Origin of the sequence: Acidovorax sp. A79 (assembly GCF_041154505.1) — a bacterium.
Taxonomy (GTDB): Bacteria; Pseudomonadota; Gammaproteobacteria; order Burkholderiales; family Burkholderiaceae_C; genus Acidovorax.
The window spans coordinates 921,969-944,175 of sequence record NZ_AP028672.1 but is presented as its reverse complement, the minus strand read 5'-3'; the positions used below and the strand labels follow the sequence as shown (position 1 = coordinate 944,175).

The window sequence follows — 22,207 nt, the reverse complement described above, 5'->3', positions numbered from 1 at the left end:
CGCGGCGGCTGGCATCAAGAGGCCGGCGTGGCCGCGGCGGCTGCCGCCGCCTTCGCGTTGCGCTGGCGCAGCCGCACGTGCAGTGTGCAGGCCACGAACAGGGCCAGGCACAGCGCGACCTCGGCCCAGGCCAGCCATTGCGACGGCGGCCTGTCGCTCCAGCCGCGCACCACGCCTTCGGTGAAGTACAGCCAGATCACCAGGCTGACCCAGCGGTAGGTGTACATGCGGTTCTTGAGGATGCCCGCCAGCGGGATGCACAACGGCAGCGCCTTGAGCGCGAGCCAGGTCCCGCCGGGCCGCAGGGGCGCCAGCACCAGTTCCCAGGCCAGGCACAGGACGATGAGCGCCAGCAGGCTGCCGGTGGCCAGCCAGCGTGTGGCACGGACGCCGCTGTCGGCGGGGCTGGAAGGGAGGGCGGGGGCTCTGGGGGATGCGGTCATTGGGGTGGCATCATATCGGCCATGCCTTTTTCCTTACAGACAGTAGCGTCGCGCTTCGAGGCGCTGATCACGGAACTGTCGCACTTTCCCTGGAAAACCACCGCGCTGACCCTGCGTGAACGCTTTCGCGAGGACCATCTGGGACTCACCGCCAGCAGCCTGACCTTCACCACCATCCTCGCGCTGGTGCCGTTTTTTGCCGTCGCCCTGGCCGTGTTCACGGCATTCCCCATCTTTGGAAAGCTGCAGGACGTGTTGCAGCGCTGGCTGGTGGACAGCCTGGTACCCGACAGCATCTCCCGCCAGGTGCTGGGCTACCTCACCCAGTTCGCGGCCAAGGCCAGCGGCCTGGGCGTGGCGGGTTTCAGCATCCTGCTGGCCACGGCGCTGGCGCTGATCCTCACGATCGACCGCACGCTCAACGACATCTGGCGCGTGCAGCGCCTGCGGCCGCTGGGGCAGCGGGTGCTGATCTACTGGGCGGCCATCACGCTGGGCCCGCTGCTCATGGGGGCGAGCCTGGCGCTCACCTCGTATGTGATGTCGGCGTCCGGCGGGTTGGTCAAGCGCCTGCCCGACGGCGTGCAGCTGCTGTTCGATTCGATCCAGTTCCTCGTGCTGGCGGCGGGCATGGCGTCGCTGTACCACTATGTGCCCAACACCCCGGTGAAGTGGCGCCACGCGTGGACCGGCGGGCTCTTCGTGGCCGTGTGCATGGAGCTGGCCAAGAAGGTGCTGGCGCTGTACCTGGGCAACGTGCCCACCTATTCGGTGGTGTACGGCGCGTTCGCCACGCTGCCCATCCTGCTCATCTGGATCTACGTGGCCTGGGTCATCGTGCTGCTGGGGGCGGTGGTCACGGCCTACCTGCCCAGCCTTCTCGCGGGGGTGGCGCGGCGTGGAACCGTGGCGGGCTGGACGTTCCAGCTGGCCGTGGAGGTGCTGCAGGAGCTGCACCGGGCCCGCTTCCACGCCATGAAGGGGCTGCGGCCGAGCCAGCTGGCGCAGCGGCTGCGCGTGGACATGCTGCAGCTGGAGCCGGTGCTGGAGGCGCTGACGGCCCTGGACTGGGTGGGGCAGGTGAGCGATGCGGCGATGAGCGTGTCGGACGTGCCCGAGTCCCGGTACGTGCTGCTGATCGACCCGCAGAACACGCCGCTGGAGCCCCTGGTGCACAAGCTCCTGCTGGAACGCTCCACGAGCCTGGAGCCCCTGTGGGCGCGCGCGGGGCTGGGCGGCCTGCATGTGCGCGACGTGCTGCAGGCAGAGTAGGCCGTGGCTGGCCAGGCGGTCCGCTCCATTGGTTTGCTATTATTTTTATAGCTATCCGCGCATTGCAGTGAAGCGCCGTGGCCTGTTGGAGTCAGAAATCACAGGGATACCTTCCCCGTCCAGATGTCCTTGTACATCACCCAGTCGCCCATGAAGCTGTACAGGGGCCGCTTGAAGCTGGCCGGCTTGTTCTTCTCGAAGCCGAAGTGCCCCACCCACGCGAAACCGTAGCCGCAGAGCAGGCCGTACAGCAGGTACTGCGGCTTGCCCGTGGCGATGAGCATCGCCAGGCACACCAGCGTCAATGTCGAGCCGGCGAAGTGCAGTCTGCGGCAGGTGCGGTTGCTGTGCTCGCTCAGGTAGAAGGGGTAAAACTCCGCGAAGCTCTTGAAGGCGCGCGGATCGGTCGTGGGGGCGGCGCTGAGGTCCATCGTTGTCTCCTGGTTGTTTTCAAGCGCTTTATACGCCCAAGCCCGTCCCCATGGCGTGCCGGGTTTGACAGGCGCCGCCGCGTGGTATTTAATTAATCGACTAATCGATCTATTAATAACCGTGCGAGGTGTGCGATGCGGACCGTGAACCCCGAGCGCCACCAGGCGCGGCGACAGCAGATCCTGGAGGCCGCGGTGGCCTGCTTCATGCGCAAGGGGTTCCATGCCACGCGCACGGCGGAGATCTGCGCCGAGGCGGGCATGAGCCCCGGCAACCTGTTCCATTACTTCCCGACCAAGGAGGCCATCGTTGCCGCCATCGTCGAAGAAGACCAGCGCGAGACCGCCGGGCGCTATGCCGCGGCGGCCCGCGCCCGGAACCTCTACCAGGCGCTCCAGGACATCGTGGAGGAGAGCATCGCCCAGCTGACCGACCCCGTGTACCTGCGCATCGGCGTGGAGGTGCTGGCCGAAGCGGTGCGCAACCCGCTGGTGTTTGCGAGCGTGGCCGACAGCGAGGCGGGCCGCAAGGCGGCCCTGGTGCATCTGCTCGGCGCGGCCGTGGAGCGCGGGCAGGCCCGCCTCGCCCTGCCGCCGGCGCAGGCGGCGGACTGGATCCTGCTGCTGCTGGACGGCGCCTTTGGCCGGGCCATGGTGGAAGAGCGCTTCGACGCCGCTGCCTGCCGCACGCTGGTGCTGGGCGCGCTCGCGGCGGTGGTGGTGCCGGCCGCATGACGCGCGTGGCTTGCCCCGCCATGGACACCAACCCCTCGCTCCCGGACGGCAACCCGGCCCAGCCCGCCGGGGCGGCGGACCGCGAACATGCCATCGACGCGCTGCGGGGATTTGCCCTGCTGGGCATCGCCATGGTCAACGCGGGCAGCTTTGCGTCCACCTACTTCGGGGTGGGCGTGTCCGACCCGGCCTTCTCGCGGCCCGTGGACCATGCCGTGCGCTGGTTCGTGGCGCTGGTCTTCGAGACCAAGTTCTATCTGCTTTTCTCGCTGCTGTTCGGCTACAGCTTTGCGCTGCAGATGGACTCGGCCCAGCGCTCGGGCGGCGCGTTCGTGCCGCGTTTCCTGCGGCGCCTTCTGGGGCTGGGGCTGCTGGGGCTGGCACATGCCTGGCTGCTGTTCGCGGGGGACATCCTGGTGACCTATGCACTCCTGGGCCTCGTGCTGCTGGCGCTGGGCCGGCTGCGCCCCGTGGCCGCCGTGGCGCTGGCCCTGGGGTTGCTGGGCATCACGGCCTGGGGCTGGGGGGCGATCGCCTGGCTGATGGCGCTGGCCCCGCCGCTGGACCTGCCCGTGGCCGAACTGCACGCCAAGGCGCAGCAGGCCGCGCAGGCCTACCGCGCCAGCGTGCAAGAGGCGATCGCGCAGCGGGGCCGCGACATGGCCGATGGCGTGTGGTTCGTGCTGGTGTTCGTCCAGGGGCCCTGCGCGCTGGCCATGTTTTTGCTGGGGCTGGCGGCTCGGCGCTCGGGCTACCTGGCCAGGGTGGCGCGGCAGCCGGCCCGGCTGCGCCGATGGATGGCGTGCTGCCTGCCCGTGGGCGCGGCGGGGGCCTGGTTCTACGCGTCCGTGCAGCCCGGGGCCAGCAGCGTCACCCACCCCGAGCACCTGGGGCTGGCCGCGTTGGCGGTCGATCTGGCCACGGCGCCATTCCTTACCTTCGGGTACGTCGCGGCGCTGCTCTGGCTGCTGCAAAGCGGCCCCGCCGGCCGCCGGCTGGGCGCGGTGCTGGAACCGGCGGGGCGCATGGCGCTGTCGAACTACCTGCTGCAGTCGCTGGTGGGGGCGCTGGTGTTCACGGCCTACGGCTGGGCGCTGGTGGGCCAGGTGGCGCCGCTTCTGGTGGGGCTGGGCGTGCTCGTACTGTACGGTGCCCAGCTGGCGCTGAGCCGGCACTGGATGGCCGCCCCGCCTATGGCCCGGTGGAGTGGCTGCTGCGCGCCGTCACGCTCTGGCAGCGGCCGGCATGGCGGCGCCGCGCGCGCTGACGGCGAGAGCGCGCACGGTGGACGCGGGGATGCGGGCCGGCCGCGCCCTGCCGTGCTGGTTCAGCGGGCCAGGAAGTCCCGCAGCGCGAACAGCGTTTCTTCCGGCGCTTCGGTCATCTGGTTGTGGCCCACCGGCAGGGGCGCGACCTGCACTGTCCTGCCCGCCGTGCGCGCGGCGTTGACCAGGCCCTGCGCGGCCTTGGGCGCGGTCATCTGGTCCTGCGCACCCAGTGCAAACAGCACGGGGCAGGTGAGCTGGGCCATGGCCGCTTCGCCGCCGCCATAGCTGTCGCAGGCGACGAAACCCCGGTGAAACACGTTGACGGCGGGGTTGCTGCGCAGCACCTTGCGCCCGAGCGCCATGCCGGCGCCAAACACCCAGGTGCCGGGGCCCAGGGCCGAAGGGGGCGCCGCCAGCGTGCTGCGAGAAAACACGTTGACCATGCGCATGGCCTTCTCGGGATCGCTTTGCGAGGCCTCGATGAGCGCGGGCGACACCTTCATGGGAAACGCCGTGCCCACCAGCACCAGATGGCTGATGCGGTCCTTGAGCCGCGCGGCCGCCTCCATGGCGATGAGCGAACCCCAGCTGTGCCCCACCAGCGCCGCCCGCTGCACGCCGGCCGCGTCCAGCAGCGCGCCAATGAAGTCGGCGCCCTGCTCCACCGAGGCGGGCGCGTCGCCGCCGCTTCTGCAGTGGCCGGGCAGGTCGATGGCCAGCACGTTCCAGCCGTGGTTGGCCATGTAGCGGCTTTGCAGGGCCCAGACACTGTGGTCGTTCAGCACGCCATGGATGAAGACCACGGTGGGCTTGGATGCATCGAAGGCCTTGCCCCCGGTGTAGCAGTAGACGGGGCTCTCGTTGACTTGAAGTTGCATGGCGTGTTCCTGTGTTCGCTCTCTTGTGTGGATTGTCTCGGTGGAAAAGGGGCATGGGGCTGGCGCCTAGCCAGGTGCCTGTCCGGTTGGGGCCATCGCGCGGTGCGTGTCCAGCGCCTCCAGCCAGCGCCGCGCGGTATCGCGAATGCGGTCGCTCGGGTCGTGTGCCGCCGTGGCTTGCGCCAGGGAGCGCAGGTGGGCCGCATCCTGCTTCCAGTAGCCCAGGCCCAGCACGGCCAGGAAGCGCACGGTTTCCTCGGCATCGTCCGTGGCGGCGCGCGCCAGCGCGGGCACGATGCGCGGAGCCCTTTCGCTGCCCAGGGCGCGGTCTCCCAGTGCCATGGCAGCGTGCTGGCGCACGAGCGGCGTGGGCGAGCCCAGGCCGCGCAGGGCTTCGTCCACGTCCGCCGGGCCCAGTGTGCAGGTGCCGCGCCCCGGAGCCAGCTTGCCCTGCAGGGCCAGCCGGAGGGCCGGATGCTGCAGGACGGCGTGTTCCAGGGGGGCATAGTCCAGCGGGCGGGGCTGAAGGCACCGGTCCCGAAAGGGCCCCAGCGGCGCGGCCAGGCCGCTGGCGACCAGGTCGTCCGCCAGCGTGCCCACCTGCGACAGCAGCCACCGCCCATCCCCCAGCTGCCCCAGCGCGCAGGCGCACCCGAGCCGGCCCGCGCGGCCAAGGTGGGCCCGGCTGCCGCGTGGGACCGGCCGCAGCAGGTGGTGGCGCAGGGCGTCCAGCACCTCGGGGCTGGCGGATCCGATGTCGCCCAGGAGCCTGGCCGCGATGGACTGCGTGTCCGCGCGCTCCAGCAGCGCCAGCAAGGCGGGCACCGCGACGGGGCCGAGCCGCCGCAGCGCGTGTTCGGTGTCCTGCGTGGCATGGTCCACGGCTTGTTGGCGGCCCAGGCCCAGCTCGGGCGCGGCTTCATTGCGCAGGCATGCCAGGTGATAGCGCAGTTGCTGGTCCGGGGGCAGTGCTTCCACGCGCAGCGCCTCCGCGATGGCGGCCGCATGGCCGGGAAGCAGGGCGGCGAAGGCATCGTCTCCCAGGCAGCGCCGGGCCCACTGCACGCCCTCGTCGCTGTCCTCATGCAGCAGCACGGCGAAGTCCGGCGTGAGCCGGTCCGACCAGGGCAAGGCCCGCAGCGCGGTGCGCAGGCGCTGGCATGCGCGCACCAGGGCCTCCAGGCATTGCTGCTCGGTGGCCCGCCAGTGCGCCACGTCGCCGCGACAGGCATGTGCCTGCAGCTCCTGCTGCATCCGGGCCAGGGCTGGGCTGTCGGCCGGCAGGTCAGGCCAGCCCCAGTCCGCCGGATTCCAGCGCAGGCTGTACAGCGTGCCGCCCCCGCCGTCATCGCCGCCGCCCTTGGCCTGGGCGTAGGCCTGTTCGCTGTTCAGCGCGATCGCGGGCAGGAAGAGGGGGCCATCAAGCTCGCGGCCCATGCCGGCCAGGGCGACCGCATAGAAGCGGTGCTCCGGGTGCCGGGCAAGGACGGCGCTGGCCACCGGGAGCGCGGCGTCAAGGAAGGCCTGCTCGAAGGCGTCCCAGGAAAACACGGGCTGTGGGGCTGCGGCTTGCATCGGCGTGGCTGGCGTGGTCGGGCCCAGGCCTTCAGGCGGCCTTCTCTGCGGCCTTGAGGGCGCGCTTCAAATCGTCGATCAGGTCGTCGGCATCCTCCAGCCCGATGGACAGGCGGATCGTGCCCTGCGTGATGCCGGCACCCGCCAGGGCCTCGTCGCTCATCCGGAAATGCGTGGTGCTGGCCGGGTGGATCACCAGGCTGCGGCAGTCGCCCACGTTGGCCAGGTGGCTGAAGACCTTGAGGGTTTCGATGAACTTCTTGCCCTGTTCGCGGTTGCCCTTGAGGTCGAAGCTGAACACCGAGCCCGCGCCGCGCGGCAGCAGCTTTTGCGCCAGCGCGTGGCTGGGGTGAGATGCGAGCATGGGGTGGCCCACGCGCGACACGAAGGGCTGAGCGGCCAGAAATTCGACCACCTTTTCGGTGTTGCGCATGTGCTGCTGCATGCGCAGCGGCAGGGTCTCGATGCCCTGCAGGATGAGCCAGGCCGTGTGCGGGCTCATGCAGGCGCCGAAGTCGCGCAGGCCCTCGCGGCGCGCGCGCAGCAGGAAGGCGCCCACGGTGCTCTCTTCGGCGAACACCATGTTGTGAAAGCCGTCGTAGGGCTGGGTCAGCTCGGCGAACTTGCCGGCGGATCTGGGGCCGTCCCAGTCGAAGCTGCCGCCATCGACCACGACGCCACCCACCACGGTGCCGTGGCCCGAGAGGAACTTGGTGGCCGAGTGGTAGACCAGATCGGCGCCATGCTCGAACGGCCTGATGAGCCAGGGCGAGGTCAGGGTGGAGTCCACCAGCAGAGGCACACCGGCCTCGTGCGCAATCGCGCTCACGGTGGGGATGTCCAGCACGTCCAGGCCCGGGTTGCCCACCGTCTCGCCAAAGAACAGCTTGGTGTTGGGCCGCACGGCGGCGCGCCAGGCGTCGATGTCGCCGGGCTTGACGAAGGTGGTCTCGATGCCGAAGCGCGAGAGCGTGTAGTGCAGCAGGTTCTGCGAGCCGCCATACAGCGCGGTGCTGGCCACGATGTGGCTGCCGGCACCCATCAGCGTGGCCACGGCCAGGTGCAGCGCGGCCTGGCCGCTGGCGGTGGCAATGGCGCCGACGCCGCCTTCCAGCGCCGCCACGCGCTGCTCCAGCACGGCGTTGGTGGGGTTGCTGATGCGGCTGTACACGTGGCCGCCACGCTCCAGGTTGAACAGCGACGCGGCATGGTCGCTCGACTCGAAGACGAAAGAGGTGGTCAGGTGGATGGGCACCGCGCGCGCGCCAGTGGCGGGGTCGGGGCTTGCACCCGCGTGCAGGGCCAGCGTGTCAAAGCCGGGGTCGGAGTAGCCGGGCATCTGTGTGTCTCCCATGTTGTCAATTCAGCCGGGCATTGTGGGCTATATTTGGTGCAAGACAGCCTCTAGCGCCTGCCGCGCTCTTCCCGCCCTCTTGGAGACCCAGAAACCATGAAAGTCAGCGACATCCTCCGCGTCAAAGGGAACACCCTCTACACCGTCACGCCGGACGAGCCGCTGGCGGGCGCCGTGGATGTGATGGCCGACAGGGACATCGGCTCGCTGGTGGTGATGGAGCTGGGCGATCTGGTGGGCATGCTCACGTTTCGCGAAGTGATCCAGGCCGTGGTGAGGAATGGCGGCAGCGTGGGCACCCTGCAGGTTCGTTCGGCCATGGACGATGCACCCCTGACCTGCACGCTCGAAACCGACATGGACGAGGTGCGCCGCATGATGCTGGACCGCCATGCGCGCTACATGCCGGTGATGGACCGCAAGATGCTCATGGGCGTGATCAGCTTCTACGACGTGGCCAAGGCCGTGGTGGACAGCCAGAACTTCGAGAACAAGATGCTCAAGGCCTACATCCGCGACTGGCCGGAAGACGACGCCCGCGGCGGCTGACCACGGCCACGCCCTGGCGGCGCTCAGCGCGGGCGCGCTGCCTGCGCGCAGAGCCAGGCCTCCAGTTCGTCCGGTGGCAGCGGCTTGCCAAACAGATAGCCCTGCATGACGGGACACCCATGCGCCTGCAGCCACTGCTGCTGGCCCGTGGTTTCCACCCCTTCGGCCACCACCACCATGCCCAGGCTGTGGGCGATGCTGAGCACCGACACCGTGAGGGCCCGCGCGGTGGGGCTGGTGGTGAGGTCCTGCACGAAGGCCATGTCGAGCTTGAGCTCCGAAATGGGAAGGCGGTGCAGGTAGCTCAGGCTGGAATAGCCGGTGCCGAAATCGTCCAGCGACAGCCGGAATCCCTTGCCGTGCAGCGCCTCGATGTTGGCCAGCGTGACGGGCCGCGCGTCCATCATGACGCTCTCGGTGATTTCCAGAAGCACGTCGTCCGCGCGCAGCCCGTGGCGCCGCAGCGCATCGCACACCTGCTGCGCAAGGTCTGCCTGGTGGAAGCTGCGCCCTGACAGGTTGACCGCCACGCAGGGCACGTGGTGGCCCGCCGCGCGCCATGCCGACAGCTGCGCACAGGCCTCGTCCAGCAGCCACAGGGTCAGCTCGTGAATCAGGCCGGACTCTTCGGCCACGGGGATGAACCGGCTGGGCGGCACCATGCCCCATTCGGGGTGCTGCCACCGCGCGAGGGCTTCCACGCCGTGCAGGGTGCCGGGCGCTTCGCCGAGCACCTGGGGCTGGTAGTGCAGCGTCAGGCGGCGTTCGGCCAGGGCCTGGCGCAATGCGCGCTCCAGCGCTGCACGTTCCTGCGCGCGCCGGTTCATCTCCGCGCTGAACAATTGCAGGCTGTGCCGGTGATCGCTCTTGGCCTGTGCCATCGCCTGGTCGGCATGGCGCAGCAGCGTCTCGATGGCGTCGCCGTCGTCGGGAAACATCGCGATGCCGATGCTGGCGTGGCAGACATGGGCCTGTCCATGGATGTCCATGGGCCGGGACATTTCCTCCAGCATGCGGTGCGCCGCCTGCACCGCTTCCTCGGTGGCGCACTCGGACAGCAGCAGCACGAATTCGTCGCCCGCCAGCCGGCCGATCAGGTCCCGCGCTCGCAGGCACTGCGTCAGCCGCCTGGCCACTTCGCACAACAGCGCGTCGCCCGCGGCATGCCCCTGCGTGTCGTTCACCTGCTTGAAGCGGTCCAGATCGATGAACAGCAGCGCGCCGGGGCGGCCGTCCTGCCGCAGGCCGGCCAGCGTGCGCCCGGCGCTGCTGAGGAACATCGCGCGGTTGGGCAGGCCCGTGAGCCCGTCAAAAAAGGCGAGGCGGTGAATGCGCTGCTGCGTGGCATTGCGCTCGATGGCCAGCGCGCACAGGTGCAGGCATACACCCACCAGCCGGTAGTGCAGCGCATCCGGGCCGCGCGGCTCGCGAAAGTAGAAGGCAAAGGTGCCCACCACCTTGCCCGTGTGGTCGCAGATCGGGCTGGACCAGCAGGCGCGCACGCCGCTGGGTGCGAACAGCGCGCGGTAGTCGTCCCACAAGGGGTCGGTGGCGATGTCGTTGACCGCCACGGGGATGCCCCTGAAGGCCGCGGTGCCGCACGACCCCGCACGGGGGCCGATGGGCAGGCCGTCGAGCGCCTGGCAGATGGCGGGAGGAAGCCCCGGTGCCGCCAGGGGGCGCAGCAGGCCTTGCTCATCCACGGCCAGGATGGAGGCGGTGACTTCGGGGGCGATGCGCTCCACTTCGTGGCAGACGAGGGCCATCAGATCGGCCAGGGGCAGTTCATTGACCATGCCCTCGAGCACCCGCTTTTGCAGCACCTCGTGCATCTTGGTGAGCGTGATGTCTGTCAGCACGGTGATGCTGCCGCCCGGCCCGCCCGAGGCCTCGTCCGATGCATTGATCATCATCGACACCCAGCGCGGCGCGCCGGCCCGGCTGTACAGCAGGGTCTCGGTGTGGAAACAGCCCTCGGTGTGCATGCCGCTGCGGATGTCGGCGAGCAGCCCTGGGTCGGAGTGCGGGCCCAGCAGCACATCGCTCAGGTGCCGCCCGAGCACCTCCTGGGGCCTGAAGCCGAACAGGCGGGTGAAGCCCTCGTTGATGTACACGACGAGCCTGGCGCTGTTGCTCATCACGATGGCGTTGTCGCTGGCATCCAGGGCCCTGCGCAGCGGGGCGTCTGCCAGGAGGCTTGCCGGTGGGCGGTCCAAAGGGGAGGGGGAGCCTGGAAGGTGCGGAGCTGAAACGGGCATGGTTGTCCCAAAGATCGTCCACCCATGCTAGCAAGCGCATCCCGCGATGCCAAGCAGGTTGGTGGCGCGTGGTATCCGCACCGCACGGAGGGCCCGCCTTCGGGCTCCTGGCGCACGGCGCCGGCCATCACCCCGGGGGCAAGGCGCGGCCGTGCGGCCGCTCTGGGATAATCCCGCGCCATGAGCGGCAATACTTTCGGATCCCTATTCGCAGTCACCAACTTTGGTGAATCCCACGGCCCGGCCATTGGCTGCGTGATCGACGGCTGTCCGCCCGGCATGGCGCTCGCCGAGGCCGACATCCAGGCCGACCTGGACCGGCGCCGCCCCGGCACCAGCCGCCACGTCACCCAGCGCAACGAGCCCGATGCGGTGGAGATCCTGTCGGGCGTGTACGAGGGCAAGACCACCGGCACGCCGATCGCGCTGCTGATCCGCAACACCGACCAGCGCAGCAAGGACTACAGCAACATCGCCGAGAGCTTTCGCCCCGGCCATGCCGACTACACCTACTGGCACAAGTACGGCATCCGCGACCCGCGCGGCGGAGGCCGGTCTTCCGCCCGCCTGACGGCGCCCACGGTGGCCGCTGGCGCCGTGGCCAAGAAGTGGCTTGCGCAGCGGTACGGCGTGCAGTTCCGCGCCTGCATGACACAGCTGGGCGACCTGTCCATCCCGTTCGAGAGCTGGGACCACGTGCGCAGCAATCCCTTCTTCGCCCCCGTGGCCGACGTGCAGCAGTACGAGGATTACATGGACGCCCTGCGCAAGGCCGGTGATTCCTGCGGTGCCCGCATCCGCGTGCAGGCCACCGGCGTGCCCGTGGGGCTGGGCGAGCCGCTGTACGACAAGCTCGATGCCGACATCGCCCACGCCATGATGGGCCTGAACGCGGTGAAGGGCGTGGAGATCGGCGCGGGCTTTGCCAGCGTGGCCCACCGGGGCACGATGCATGGCGATTCGATGACACCCCAGGGCTTTCGCACGAACAACGCGGGCGGCGTGCTGGGCGGCATCAGCACCGGGCAGGACCTGGAGGTGAGCATCGCGATCAAGCCCACCAGCTCCATCATCAGCCCGCGCGAATCGATCGATGTGCACGGCAAGAGCACCGAGGTCGTCACCAAGGGCCGCCACGACCCCTGCGTGGGCATCCGCGCTGCGCCCATCGCCGAGGCGCTGCTGGCGCTGGTCGTCATGGACCATGCCCTGCGCCACCGCGCGCAGTGTGGCGATGTGGTGCCGCCGGTGCCGCCCATCCAGGCATCGTTTCTGTAGGAATCGGCATGGCACAGCGCACCGGGCCCGGCCCGGGCGCTTCGCCGCCGTGGTTTGCGGGGCGTGCAGGGATGCGCGCCCTTTTTACTGGACTGGACAAGGCACTCTCCATGCGCAGGTTGTTGGCACAGGCATTCCGTGGTTCAGGATGGGCGCGCAGCGGCGCGGTGCTCGCGGCGGCGGGCGTCCTCGGGGGCCTCCTGGCGGGCTGCGGCACGGCCACGCGATGGGCCGGCGATCCGGCACCCGCGCACATCGACATCACGCTCATCGGCTTCAACGACCTGCATGGCAACATGGAGCCGCCCCGCATGGCGCATGCCGTCCTAAGCCCCACGGGACCGGTGGCGGTGCCCGCGGGCGGGATGGCGTACTTCGCGAGTGCCATCGCAGCCCTCAAGGCGCGGGGGCCGCACCACGCGGTCGTGTCCGCCGGCGACATGGTCGGTGCGTCGCCGCTGGTGTCCTCGCTATTCCTGGACGAGCCCACCATCGAGGCCGTCAACGAGATGCAGATCGACTTCAACGCGGTGGGCAACCATGAGTTCGACCGCGGCTGGCGCGAGCTGCTGCGCCTGCAGCAGGGAGGTTGCGAGAAGTTCACGGCGCGCCAGCCCTGCCAGATCAGCCAGCCATTCAAGGGCGCCCGCTTTGGCTTCCTGGCCGCGAACACGGTGCGCGTCGAGGACGGGCGGACACTGCTGCCCGCGACGGGGCTCAAGCGCTTCACGCAGGGTGGCACCACGGTGACGCTGGGCGTCATCGGGCTCACGCTCCAGGCCACGCCCACCATGGTGAGCCCCTCGGGCGTGGCCGGGCTGCGCTTCGAGGACGAGGCGGCCACGGCCAATGCCCTGATTCCCCAGCTCAAGGCGCAGGGCGCCGACGTGATCGCGGTCGTCATCCATGAAGGCGGCAACACCACGGCCGGCGTGCAGGAGACCAGCTGCGCGGGCCTCTCCGGCGATATCGTCCCCATCCTGGAGCGCCTGGACCCCGCGGTGGACGTGGTGGTCTCCGGCCACACGCACCAGGCCTACGTGTGCGACTACGCCCGTGTGAATCCCGCCAGGCCCTTCCTGCTGACCAGTGCAGGCCAGTATGGGACGCTGCTCACCGACATCCAGCTGCGTGTGGACACCCGCACGCGCCGCGTGGTGCGCAAGACGGCGCGCAACGTCATCGTGCAGGGAGAGGCCTTCACCGGCAGCCAGGGACACGTGCCCATGACCTCGGCCGTGCCTTCCTTCCCGGCCGATCCGGCGGTGCAAAAGATCGTCGACACCTACCGCGCGGCGGCCATACCGCTGGCGCAGCGCCCGGTGGGGCAGGCCGTGTCGGCCCTGCGCCGCGTGCTGACGCCCTCGCTGGAGAGCGCCCTGGGCAACCTGGTCGCCGATGCGCAGCTCCACGCCACGCGCGCGCCGGAGCAGGGCGGGGCGCAGCTGTCCTTCATGAATCCGGGGGGGCTGCGTGCCGACCTGGTGCCGGATGCGCAGGGCCTGGTGCGCTACGGGCAGCTGTTTGCCGTGCAGCCCTTTGGCAACCAGCTGGTCGTGAAGACCTTCACGGGCGCGCAGATCAGGGCGGTGCTGGAGCAGCAGTTCGCCAGCGGCAGCAACACCGTGCAGCGGCCCCGCGTGCTGTCGGTCTCATCGGGCTTTGCCTACCAGTTCGACCTGTCCCGGCCGGCGGGCGAGCGCGTCAGCCAGATGGTGCTGCAGGGTGCTGCGCTGCGTGACGACATGCCGGTGCGCGTGGTGATGAGCAGCTACCTCGACAGCGGCGGAGACAACTTCACCGTGCTGACCGAAGGGCGCGACCGCCTGGTGGGCGGGCTGGACCTGGACGCGCTGGAGGCCTATTTCCGCACGCAGAGTCCGGTGGCCGTGCCTGCGACCAACCGCATCACGTCCGTCGCGCGCGCCGTGCGTTGAGCGGCGGCGGCTATTCCTTGCCCGGGCGCAGTGCCGCCAGCCAGCGCAGCGGGTTGAAGCCCGTGACCAGGCCGGTGGCCACCAGCACGAGCGCTCCGCCCCAGAGCATGCCGGGGCCCAGGGCCTCGCCCAGGAACACATGCCCCCAGGCCACCCCGAACAGCGGGATCATGAACGCGGAACTCATCGCCGCCACCGGGGATACCTGGGCGAGCACGCGCAGGTTGAGCCAGTAGGCCAGGCCCGAGGTGGCGATGCCCATGACCGCCACCGCCGCCACGGCCCCGGCGGTGAAGCGGGCTTCGGGCAGGCTCCATGCGGCGCCCGGCAGCAGCAGCACCAGCGCGGCGGCGTGGATGCCTGCGGCGATCGACAGGGGTGACATGCGCGTGGTGGCTCGCTTCATCCAGGTGGTGGAGACCCCGTAGCAGGCCGACGCGATGATGCAGGCCAGTGCCGCGACCAGCAGGGACGGCGTGGGCTCCACCGGGCCGAGCTGCACGATCAGGGCCACGCCCGCGAAGCCGCACAGGCAGCCCAGCCACTTGCGCTGGCTCAGCGTGTCTTCCTTCATCCACGCAGCCGCGAGCACGCTGAAGGGAACGGCCATCGTGTTGAGCAATGAGCTGTAGCCCGCCGGCAGGTGCAAGGCTGCCCAGGCATACAGCAGGAACGGCACCGCCACGGTGAGCGTGCCCAGCCCGAACAGCTCGCGCCAGTGGCGCCACGGCCAGGGCTCGCCGGCCGCCCGCATGATGGCGACCAGGGTCAGCGTGCCCAGCCCGATGCGCAGGGCGGCCATCACGTTGGGCCCCAGCAGCGGGCTTGCGATGCGGATGAAGAGAAACGAAGCGCCCCAGAGGGCCGACAGCAGCACCAGCTGCAGGAAGTGGCGGGTTTTCACCGCAGGCATTGTCGGGCAGCCGCGGTGTTTCTGTGCACCAGGGGGGTGTTTTGCCCATGAAAATAGCCTCTGGCGCTTTTACTTCAAGCGCCGAAAGCTATATTTTTGATAGCGTATCGCCAAGGTGGCCGCTGGGCCTGGCTGGCTGGCGGCGGGTGCGTGGGCAGCCCAGCCCGGCAACAAACGGGCCGTGGGCGCCGCGGCGGCTATTTGCGCACTTCGTCCACCATCGCGCGGAAGTCGTCGATGTCCTCGAAACTGCGGTACACGCTGGCAAAGCGGATGTAGGCCACCTTGTCGAGCTTCTTGAGCTCGCGCATGACCAGCTCGCCGATGCGGCTGGAGATCACTTCGCGCTGGCCGAGGTTGAGCAGCTTTTCCTCGATGCGCTCGATGGCGCTGTCGATCTGGTCCGTGCTGACCGGGCGCTTGCGCAGCGCCAGATTGAAGGAAGCGAGCAGCTTGGCGCGTTCGTACTCGATGCGCCGGCCATCCTTCTTCACGATGGCAGGGAAGCTCACTTCCGGCCGTTCGTAGGTGGTAAAGCGCTTGTCGCACGCGCCGCACTGGCGGCGGCGGCGGATGAACACCCCATCTTCAGAAACCCGCGTTTCGACGACTTGCGTTTCCAGGTTGCTGCAGAAGGGGCATTTCATGGCGGCTGCTGACCGGTGAAGTTAACGGTAGACCGGGAAGCGGGCCGTCAGCGCATTGACCTTGGCACGCACCGCCGCGATGTTGGCCTCGTCGCGGGGGTTGTCCAGCACATCAGCGATCAGGTTGGCCGTGATGCGGGCTTCTTCTTCCTTGAAGCCGCGCGTGGTCATGGCGGGGGTGCCAATGCGCACGCCGCTGGTCACCATCGGCTTTTCAGGGTCGTTGGGGATCGCGTTCTTGTTGATGGTCATGTGGGCGGCGCCCAGCACGGCCTCGGCTTCCTTGCCCGTGATGCCCTTGGCGCGCAGGTCCACCAGCATCACGTGGCTTTGCGTGCCGCCGGAGACGATGCGCAGGCCGCGCGCGGTCAGCGTCTCGGCCACCACCTTGGCGTTCTTGGCCACCTGCTCCTGGTAGGCCTTGAACTCGGGCTGCAGCGCTTCCTTGAAGGCCACGGCCTTGGCAGCGATCACGTGCATCAGCGGGCCGCCTTGCAGGCCGGGGAAGATGGCGCTGTTGATGGCCTTCTCGTGCTCGGCCTTCATCAGGATGATGCCGCCACGGGGGCCGCGCAGGCTCTTGTGCGTGGTGCTGGTGACCACGTCGGCATGCGGCACCGGGTTGGGGTACACACCCGCGGCGATCAGGCCGGCGTAGTGGGCCATGTCCACCATGAAGATCGCGCCCACGTCCTTGGCCACCTTGGCAAAGCGTGCGAAGTCGATGTGCAGGCTGTAGGCCGAGGCACCGGCGATGATGAGCTTGGGGCGGGTTTCGTGCGCCTTCTTCTCCATGGCGTCGTAGTCCAGAGCTTCGTTGGCATCGAGGCCGTAGGAGACCACGTTGAACCATTTGCCGGACATGTTCAGCGGCATGCCGTGCGTGAGGTGGCCGCCTTCGGCCAGGCTCATGCCCATGATGGTGTCGCCGGGCTTGAGGAACGCGAGGAATACGGCCTCGTTGGCGGATGCGCCGCAGTGGGGCTGCACGTTGGCGGCCTCGGCACCGAAGATCTGCTTGACGCGGTCGATGGCCAGCTGCTCGGCCACGTCCACGTGCTCGCAGCCACCGTAGTAGCGCTTGCCGGGATAGCCTTCGGCGTACTTGTTGGTCAGCTGCGTGCCCTGCGCCCACATCACCGCGGGGGATGCGTAGTTCTCGCTGGCGATCAGCTCGATGTGGTGCTCTTGCCGGGCGTTTTCAGCCTGGATGGCGGCAAAGAGTTCGGGGTCGGTTTGTTCGACAAGAATATTGCGGTCGTACATGATTGGCAGTCCTATGAACTTGTGTCCCTTGAAACAAGGGCTGCCCAGGCGAACGGCTGAACGCAGAAGGGATAAACCCCGTGCGGCACGCTTCCCAGTGGTTCACAAGGGGCAAGCCCTTGCTGGTTTCCACGTCAGCGGCAGCACCCTGTGTGCGGGATGCCGCGCCTATCGCCAGTCGCGTACCCCGCTAGTGTAGCTGACGTGGCATGCGCAACCTGTGCCGCATCGCGCGAAGTGCCGTGCGCCCCGGGGTCATGGCGCCCCGGCCGGCGGCACAGGATCGGCTCAGAGCCCCGTCAGCAGGGCCACCTTGTCGGCCGCCACCGCCGCTGGCGTCGCGGGCGGCGCAGACACCGGGATGATCTGGGCGGGTGCCTGGGTGGACAGCGTGGGCGGTGGCGCGGTGGGCATGGAGCGGCCACCGGCCACCTGGCGCAGGCGGAAATGCTCGGCCATCACCTTGGCGGCATAGCCGCCGTCGTCGGCCAGGTTGCCGGCGCCCACGTAAAAGCGCAGCCCGCCCTCCACGGAACCCGCGCGCGAAATGCATTCCTGCAGGACCTTCACGCCCACGCGCAGGTTGCTCACGGGATCGAAGGCCGCAAAGTGCCCCCCAAAGTTCTGGTACTTGTCGGTATGCACGTTGGTCATCACCTGCATCAGCCCCTGGGCGCCCACCGCGCTTTGCGCAAACGGGTTGAAGCTCGACTCGATGGCCATGATGGCCAGGATCAGCGTGGGATCGATCTTGGACTTCGCGCCAATTTCATAGGCCTCTGCCACCAGCACGCTCAGCGGCTCGGGGGCAACGCGGTACTTCTTGCTGAGCCAGAAGGCGACGGCGGCCTGCTCCTTGGGCAGGTCCTTGGGATTGCCCGCCGTGGCGCGCTCGCTGGCCTCCGGCTCGATGGGCATGCCAAGCACTTCCACCTGGCGGGCCTGCAGCCAGTTCATCAATTGCGCTTCGCCTGCCTGGCGCAGGTCCGGGCGGGCCGTGAGGGTGATCACGACAAAGGCCACAGCCAGGCCGATGAGGGCGAAGCTGTTGTGGGTGATTTCAAGAAAACCTTCGGTCACGTCGGCCACGAAGGTCCGCACGCCGGAGACTATTTTTCCTGACGCTGTCATAGCTCTTCCTTTCTGAAGCGCCGCACTGAGCCTGGGCAGTCATCGGTGACTGTCCCGTCTCAGCGGGTCGCCTGGATTGGTACGCCATCAAGTGGGCCGCACATCTCTGGGGTGCTTTGGGCCTGGTTTGACTTAGCCGGGTTCGGCAGCGGGTTGGGGTTTTTACTAGCCTGTTTTTGGGGCTGGCGGATTCTAGGAGGTCACTAAATGCTTAGTCAATACTAATGAATTGAATCATAAGACTAATAAGTTATAAAAAATATGTAAAAAATCACAGTTTTTGGGGTGCCGGCGGACGTTTGGGGCCTGTGGCCTCAGGCGGGTTGTTACAAGCTCATGTCAAATTCAATCGGTGGACTTTTCGCCATTGAGAATCCAGTTTGAACTGCGGCAACTACTTTGGTAAGGTTGAGTTGCCTGTTGATTTCAGGCATCGCCAGACGAAACCAAGTCTCCCTCCAAAGGCATTCAGTGCCCTGGTGCAGCAGATGAGGATTCCAAGGCACCCCCTGGAGGCAATACCTTGCCTCCTCGCAGTGTGGACCTTCATCTCCGCATTTGCGACCGATGGCAAAGACCGTTGTGTCAGCCGTCAAGCCCGGCAGGCAGGCCTTGAGGCACTGTCCGCCGGGCTTTCTTGTTTGTGCTGGCGGGCTGTCTGGGCTAGCGGCGCTTATATATAGATAATGGGGGCTGTTCCCTAGAGCGGCGACAGTTCGCCCGGAGTCGCGGGCGATGCCCCTTGCGGGGGTCGCAGCATGTCAGCCCGTCTGGCAAAGCCTTGTGCCAGATCACCCTCGGGGTTTGGCGCAGCGCCATGCTGCGGTCTGTTGGCCGAACCCGGTGAAAATAGTCTCCTTGTTGCCTTGGCGCGCGTGCAGTGCGGTTGCCAGGGCGGGCCTCCAGGCAATGCGCCTGGGGGAGCCTTTGTTATCCATTGGATCCATGTTTCCATTTTTTTCCCGCAGCAAAATGTCCGACGCACCTGAAGTGAATCCGGCCCCGGCCAAAACCCATGAGCCGCATCCGCTTGATGCGTTGACCGGCGGCGCCTTTTCTGCCGCCACCTCTGGTGAGCGCGCCTCCCGCATCCGCGACTGGCTGGCCACGCAGCCTGCCCCGGAGCAGTTGCAGGAGGTCTTCAAGGAGTTGAGCGGCCGTGACAAGGGCGCAGCCCGCGCGGTGCGAGAGCGCCTTGACGAAATCCGCCGCGCCAAGGGGCAGGAGGCCATCGCCGCCGAGTGGGCGGAAAAGGCACAGGCCCTTCTTGCGGCCCCCAAGCTCAATATCGCCGATGCCATGGCCTGGCAGCGCGATGCAGCCAAGGCCGGTGCGCCGCTGTCGCGCGAGCCGTTGTCGCTGCTCAAGGTGCAGGTCGCGGACCGTGTGAAAGTGATCGAAGACCTGCAGCATCGCGTGCAGGTGCAGCGGGAGGCCGCCGTGCTGCTGGCCCAGCGCATCGAAGTGCTTTCCACCAAGCCCTGGCGCGATGCGCAGGCGGCGCTTGAACTCCTGCGTGCCGATGTGGCCCGCTGGCAGGAGCAGGCACAGGAACTCACCAGCGATGCCAGCTGGGCGAGCGTGGAAGCGCGCTTTCCTGCGCTGCTCGATGCGTCGCGCACCCAGTTGCTGGTGGTGTGGGAGGCTTTCCAGCCCGCCGTGGCCCAGGCCGTGGCGGCCGCGGCCGATGCCAGCGCTGCACTGCCGCCCGTGCCCGTGTGGGCCGACGAGCTGCGCGCCGCGCGCGGCCTGCCCACGGAGGCCGCTGCTGCTGCGGCCGCAGCCAAGCCCGCGCGTGCGGCCAAGCCCAAGGCGGCTCCTGAAGTGATCGAGAAGGCCGCGCAAAGCGTGCGCGAAGCCCTGGCCGTCCTCGAAAAGGAAACCGCCGAAGGCCATGGCAAGGCCAGCGCGGGTGCTGCAGCCGCGCTGCGCGCCGTGCTCAAGGTGCATGGAAAGCACATCGACAATGCCCTGGAGCAGCAGGTGCACGCGGCCCTGGTGGCGGCTGGCGAACTGGAAGGCTGGCAGCGCTGGAGTGCCGACCAGGTGCGCGAGGACCTGGTGGCCAAGGCCGAGGCCTTGCTCAACCGTCCTGAAGGCCAGGCCCTGGGTGGCCGCAAGATGCAGGAAATCCTGCGCAACCTGCGCGACCAATGGAAGCAGGCGGACCAGGGGGGCGCACCCAACCATGCGCTGTGGAAAAAATTCGATGAAGCCTGCAACGCGGCCCACAAGGTGGTCGAGGCCTGGCTGGACAAGATCCGCACGGAGGCTGCCGAGCACAAGGCGCAGCGCCTGGCACTGATCGAGGAGCTCAAGGCATGGTCGCAAGCGCATGCGGCGTCGGGTGACTGGAAGGCCATCAACCGCGCGCTCCACCAGTTTGGCGACCGCTGGCGCGAAGGTGGTCATGTGGGCGAGAAGATCTTTGCCGAGCTGCAGCCCTTGTGGAAGCAGGCCATCGCCTCGGCGGCGGCCCCGCTGGAAGCAGCCCAGAAGGAGAGCCTGGCGCGTCGCCACGCCATGATCGACGAAGCCACCGCATTGGGGGCTGCGCCCGCGCTGCGCATCGATGCGGTCAAGGCGCTCCAGCAGCGCTGGCAGGCCGAGGCGCAGACGGTGCCGCTGGACCGCAAGCACGAGCAAAAGCTGTGGGACGCGTTCCGCAAGCCCATCGACGAGGCTTTCAACCGCAAGTCCGCAGACCGTGAGCGCGCAGTCACCGAATTGAGCGCCCGCGACCGCGTGGTGCTGGAGGCCTCCAAGTCCCTGGAAGCCGCCAATGCGACGGGGGATGCGCAGCAGATCCGCTCTGCCATGCAGGCGCTGGAGGCCGCGCTGCGCGGTCAGGCGCAGGCCGCGCAGGCCGTGGCCTCGGCGCAGAAGGACGAGCAGAGCCAGTCCGCCATGGCGGCTGAATCCGCTTCGGAAGCTCCGGCGGATCCGGTGGCCGAGGGTGTGGAGGCGGAGCCGGTGGCTTGCGCACCGGCGCCCGTGGCACCCAAGCCCGTGGCGCGGCCCGTGGTGGCCGTGCGCGGTGACGACCGGCCGGGCATGAAGAAGGATGCGCCTGCTGCGCCGGGCCGTGGTGCGCGCCCCGGCGACCGCAGGGATGGCCGCCCTGGCGACCGTGATGCCGGCCGTGGTGGCCCGCGTCCAGACGGCCGTTTTGGCGACCGCAATGACCGGGGTGGCCGTTTCGGCGACCGTCCTGCGCAGGAAGACCGGGGCCCGCGCCTGGGAGACACCGCTTTCCGCGCGCAGCGCGACGCCATGGAGCATGCCCAGCTGGCTCTGAAAAAACTGGCGGCGCAAGCCCACGGCGAGGCACTGACGCAATTGCTGACCGCGTGGGAAAAGCGCGACGCGGGCCTGGTGCCCAGTACGCAGGATCTCGGAGCGGGTGTGACTGCATCGGTGCGCAACGCCTGGGCGCAGGCCCTGTCGGCGGCGCCGAAGGGCGATGCCTCGGAAGCGCTGCTGCGCCTGGAGATGGCCGCAGAGGCGCCCACGCCCGCGGAGCACATCGCCGCCCGGCGCATGCTGCAGCTGCAACTGCTCACGCGCCGCAACGATCCCGCGCCAGCGCAGACCTGGGGGCAGGACGCGGCCCGCGTGCTGGCCAGCGCCAGCGACGCGGCCAATGCGCGCCGCCTTCAGAACGCGCTCAAGGCACTGCTGCGCAAGTAAGAGGGCCAAAGAAGCGATGGCTGGCGGGTTGCCGGTGCACATCCGGCCTTTCGGGGCGGCCGATGAGGCTGCCGCGGTGGCGCTGTGGCACGACTGCGGGCTCGTCCGCCCCTGGAACGATCCTCACAAGGACATCGCCCGCAAGCTTCTGGTGCAGCCAGAACTTTTTCTGGTGGCGGTGGTGCCGGCGCGAGACGGCATGGCGGAACGGCTCGTGGGCACCGCCATGGCGGGCTATGACGGCCACCGGGGCTCCGTGTACTACCTCGCGGTGGCACCGGGGCATCAGCGGCTGGCGCTGGGGCGCCGTCTCATGGCGGAGGTGGAGCTGCGCTTGCTGCGGCTCGGGTGTCCCAAGGTCAATGTGCTGGTGCGTACCAGCAATGCCCGGGTCCTGCATTTCTACGATGCCCTCGGCTATGCGCGCGACGAGGCGTTTTCACTGGGAAAGCGCTTGATACCTGATCTTTGAGCAGGGCCGGGGAGGGCTTGTCCGGAGCGTGGACTGCGCAGGCATTGATGGCCACGAAGAGCCGCCCGTTGCCCGCCTGTCGAGGGCGGGGCAGGAATAAAAAAGCCGTT

At 68.5% G+C, this 22,207-nt stretch carries 17 protein-coding genes, 1 pseudogene and 1 riboswitch; of the genes and pseudogenes, 8 read left to right on the top strand and 10 right to left on the bottom strand.

Features of this window, described 5'->3' with window-relative positions; genetic code table 11:
* Nucleotides 1–14 precede the first annotated feature (14 nt).
* Nucleotides 15–443, bottom strand: a complete 429-nt coding sequence (locus ACAM51_RS04285) for a DUF2069 domain-containing protein (RefSeq protein ID WP_218297728.1) — start codon at nt 441–443, stop codon at nt 15–17.
* 21 nt (nt 444–464) lie between these two features.
* Between ACAM51_RS04285 and ACAM51_RS04280 the strand changes: the two genes are divergently transcribed.
* Nucleotides 465–1,715: a YihY family inner membrane protein gene (locus ACAM51_RS04280; RefSeq protein ID WP_218297727.1), complete on the top strand. Its 1,251-nt coding sequence runs from the start codon at nt 465–467 to the stop codon at nt 1,713–1,715.
* 98 nt (nt 1,716–1,813) lie between these two features.
* Here ACAM51_RS04280 and ACAM51_RS04275 read toward each other — a convergent pair whose 3' ends face one another.
* On the bottom strand, nt 1,814–2,146 hold the full coding sequence (locus ACAM51_RS04275) for an Mpo1-like protein (protein ID WP_218297726.1): 333 nt from the start codon (nt 2,144–2,146) through the stop codon (nt 1,814–1,816).
* 135 nt (nt 2,147–2,281) lie between these two features.
* On the opposite strand from ACAM51_RS04275, the gene ACAM51_RS04270 reads away from it, so the two are divergent.
* Nucleotides 2,282–2,881 carry a TetR/AcrR family transcriptional regulator gene (locus ACAM51_RS04270; RefSeq protein ID WP_369642807.1) on the top strand — a complete coding sequence of 200 codons (600 nt, stop codon included), beginning with the start codon at nt 2,282–2,284 and terminating at the stop codon, nt 2,879–2,881.
* A gap of 20 nt (nt 2,882–2,901) precedes the next feature.
* A pseudogene (locus ACAM51_RS04265) lies at nt 2,902–4,148 on the top strand (DUF418 domain-containing protein).
* Nucleotides 4,149–4,208: 60 nt separating this feature from the next.
* On the opposite strand, the gene ACAM51_RS04260 reads toward ACAM51_RS04265, so the two are convergent.
* The 3 genes from ACAM51_RS04260 to ACAM51_RS04250 all read right to left on the bottom strand — a co-directional run bounded on the left by ACAM51_RS04260 (nt 4,209) and on the right by ACAM51_RS04250 (nt 7,941).
* The gene (locus ACAM51_RS04260) at nt 4,209–5,027 is read right to left on the bottom strand and encodes an alpha/beta fold hydrolase (RefSeq protein WP_369642806.1); all 819 of its coding nucleotides are present in this window, start codon (nt 5,025–5,027) and stop codon (nt 4,209–4,211) included.
* A gap of 66 nt (nt 5,028–5,093) precedes the next feature.
* Nucleotides 5,094–6,602 (bottom strand): DUF4303 domain-containing protein, encoded by a 1,509-nt coding sequence (locus tag ACAM51_RS04255; protein WP_369642805.1) that lies wholly within the window; start codon nt 6,600–6,602, stop codon nt 5,094–5,096.
* Nucleotides 6,603–6,633: 31 nt separating this feature from the next.
* Nucleotides 6,634–7,941, bottom strand: a complete 1,308-nt coding sequence (locus tag ACAM51_RS04250; RefSeq protein ID WP_369643763.1) for an O-acetylhomoserine aminocarboxypropyltransferase — start codon at nt 7,939–7,941, stop codon at nt 6,634–6,636.
* A 111-nt stretch (nt 7,942–8,052) separates the two neighbouring features.
* Here ACAM51_RS04250 and ACAM51_RS04245 point away from each other — a divergent pair, with 111 nt between their 5' ends.
* Complete coding sequence (locus ACAM51_RS04245) at nt 8,053–8,505, top strand: CBS domain-containing protein (RefSeq protein ID WP_218297720.1); 453 nt, start codon at nt 8,053–8,055, stop codon at nt 8,503–8,505.
* Nucleotides 8,506–8,528: 23 nt separating this feature from the next.
* On the opposite strand, the gene ACAM51_RS04240 is transcribed toward ACAM51_RS04245, so the two are convergent.
* On the bottom strand, nt 8,529–10,721 hold the full coding sequence (locus ACAM51_RS04240; RefSeq protein WP_369642804.1) for an EAL domain-containing protein: 2,193 nt from the start codon (nt 10,719–10,721) through the stop codon (nt 8,529–8,531).
* Nucleotides 10,722–10,943: 222 nt separating this feature from the next.
* On the opposite strand from ACAM51_RS04240, the gene aroC reads away from it, so the two are divergent.
* Both aroC and ACAM51_RS04230 read left to right on the top strand, forming a co-directional pair.
* Nucleotides 10,944–12,041, top strand: coding sequence for a chorismate synthase (aroC, locus tag ACAM51_RS04235; protein WP_218297718.1), 1,098 nt, complete (start codon nt 10,944–10,946; stop codon nt 12,039–12,041).
* 110 nt (nt 12,042–12,151) lie between these two features.
* Complete coding sequence (locus ACAM51_RS04230) at nt 12,152–13,978, top strand: bifunctional UDP-sugar hydrolase/5'-nucleotidase (RefSeq protein WP_369642803.1); 1,827 nt, start codon at nt 12,152–12,154, stop codon at nt 13,976–13,978.
* Nucleotides 13,979–13,988: 10 nt separating this feature from the next.
* Here ACAM51_RS04230 and ACAM51_RS04225 read toward each other — a convergent pair whose 3' ends face one another.
* The 4 genes from ACAM51_RS04225 to ACAM51_RS04210 form a co-directional block, all read right to left on the bottom strand.
* Nucleotides 13,989–14,891: a DMT family transporter gene (locus ACAM51_RS04225; RefSeq protein WP_369642802.1), complete on the bottom strand. Its 903-nt coding sequence runs from the start codon at nt 14,889–14,891 to the stop codon at nt 13,989–13,991.
* Between the two features lie 197 nt (nt 14,892–15,088).
* Entirely contained in the window at nt 15,089–15,538 is a 450-nt protein-coding gene (nrdR, locus tag ACAM51_RS04220) for a transcriptional regulator NrdR (RefSeq protein WP_218297715.1), read from the bottom strand.
* A 21-nt stretch (nt 15,539–15,559) separates the two neighbouring features.
* Nucleotides 15,560–16,804 (bottom strand): serine hydroxymethyltransferase, encoded by a 1,245-nt coding sequence (gene glyA / locus ACAM51_RS04215; protein ID WP_218297714.1) that lies wholly within the window; start codon nt 16,802–16,804, stop codon nt 15,560–15,562.
* A 35-nt stretch (nt 16,805–16,839) separates the two neighbouring features.
* A riboswitch (ZMP/ZTP riboswitch) is annotated at nt 16,840–16,996 on the bottom strand.
* 96 nt (nt 16,997–17,092) lie between these two features.
* Entirely contained in the window at nt 17,093–17,935 is an 843-nt protein-coding gene (locus tag ACAM51_RS04210) for a lytic transglycosylase domain-containing protein (protein WP_218297713.1), read from the bottom strand.
* A 945-nt stretch (nt 17,936–18,880) separates the two neighbouring features.
* Here ACAM51_RS04210 and ACAM51_RS04205 point away from each other — a divergent pair.
* Nucleotides 18,881–21,625 carry a DUF349 domain-containing protein gene (locus tag ACAM51_RS04205; RefSeq protein ID WP_218297712.1) on the top strand — a complete coding sequence of 915 codons (2,745 nt, stop codon included), beginning with the start codon at nt 18,881–18,883 and terminating at the stop codon, nt 21,623–21,625.
* A gap of 34 nt (nt 21,626–21,659) precedes the next feature.
* Nucleotides 21,660–22,097, top strand: a complete 438-nt coding sequence (locus ACAM51_RS04200; protein WP_369643762.1) for a GNAT family acetyltransferase — start codon at nt 21,660–21,662, stop codon at nt 22,095–22,097.
* Nucleotides 22,098–22,207 lie beyond the last annotated feature (110 nt).

Coding starts and splice junctions, on each gene's coding strand:
- ACAM51_RS04285 (WP_218297728.1), bottom strand. CDS start 443: ATGACCGCATCCCCCAGAGCCCCCGCCCTCCCTTCCAGCCCCGCCGAC.
- ACAM51_RS04280 (WP_218297727.1), top strand. CDS start 465: ATGCCTTTTTCCTTACAGACAGTAGCGTCGCGCTTCGAGGCGCTGATC.
- ACAM51_RS04275 (WP_218297726.1), bottom strand. CDS start 2,146: ATGGACCTCAGCGCCGCCCCCACGACCGATCCGCGCGCCTTCAAGAGC.
- ACAM51_RS04270 (WP_369642807.1), top strand. CDS start 2,282: ATGCGGACCGTGAACCCCGAGCGCCACCAGGCGCGGCGACAGCAGATC.
- ACAM51_RS04260 (WP_369642806.1), bottom strand. CDS start 5,027: ATGCAACTTCAAGTCAACGAGAGCCCCGTCTACTGCTACACCGGGGGC.
- ACAM51_RS04255 (WP_369642805.1), bottom strand. CDS start 6,602: ATGCAAGCCGCAGCCCCACAGCCCGTGTTTTCCTGGGACGCCTTCGAG.
- ACAM51_RS04250 (WP_369643763.1), bottom strand. CDS start 7,941: ATGCCCGGCTACTCCGACCCCGGCTTTGACACGCTGGCCCTGCACGCG.
- ACAM51_RS04245 (WP_218297720.1), top strand. CDS start 8,053: ATGAAAGTCAGCGACATCCTCCGCGTCAAAGGGAACACCCTCTACACC.
- aroC (WP_218297718.1), top strand. CDS start 10,944: ATGAGCGGCAATACTTTCGGATCCCTATTCGCAGTCACCAACTTTGGT.
- ACAM51_RS04230 (WP_369642803.1), top strand. CDS start 12,152: ATGCGCAGGTTGTTGGCACAGGCATTCCGTGGTTCAGGATGGGCGCGC.
- ACAM51_RS04225 (WP_369642802.1), bottom strand. CDS start 14,891: ATGCCTGCGGTGAAAACCCGCCACTTCCTGCAGCTGGTGCTGCTGTCG.
- nrdR (WP_218297715.1), bottom strand. CDS start 15,538: ATGAAATGCCCCTTCTGCAGCAACCTGGAAACGCAAGTCGTCGAAACG.
- glyA (WP_218297714.1), bottom strand. CDS start 16,804: ATGTACGACCGCAATATTCTTGTCGAACAAACCGACCCCGAACTCTTT.
- ACAM51_RS04210 (WP_218297713.1), bottom strand. CDS start 17,935: ATGACAGCGTCAGGAAAAATAGTCTCCGGCGTGCGGACCTTCGTGGCC.
- ACAM51_RS04205 (WP_218297712.1), top strand. CDS start 18,881: ATGTTTCCATTTTTTTCCCGCAGCAAAATGTCCGACGCACCTGAAGTG.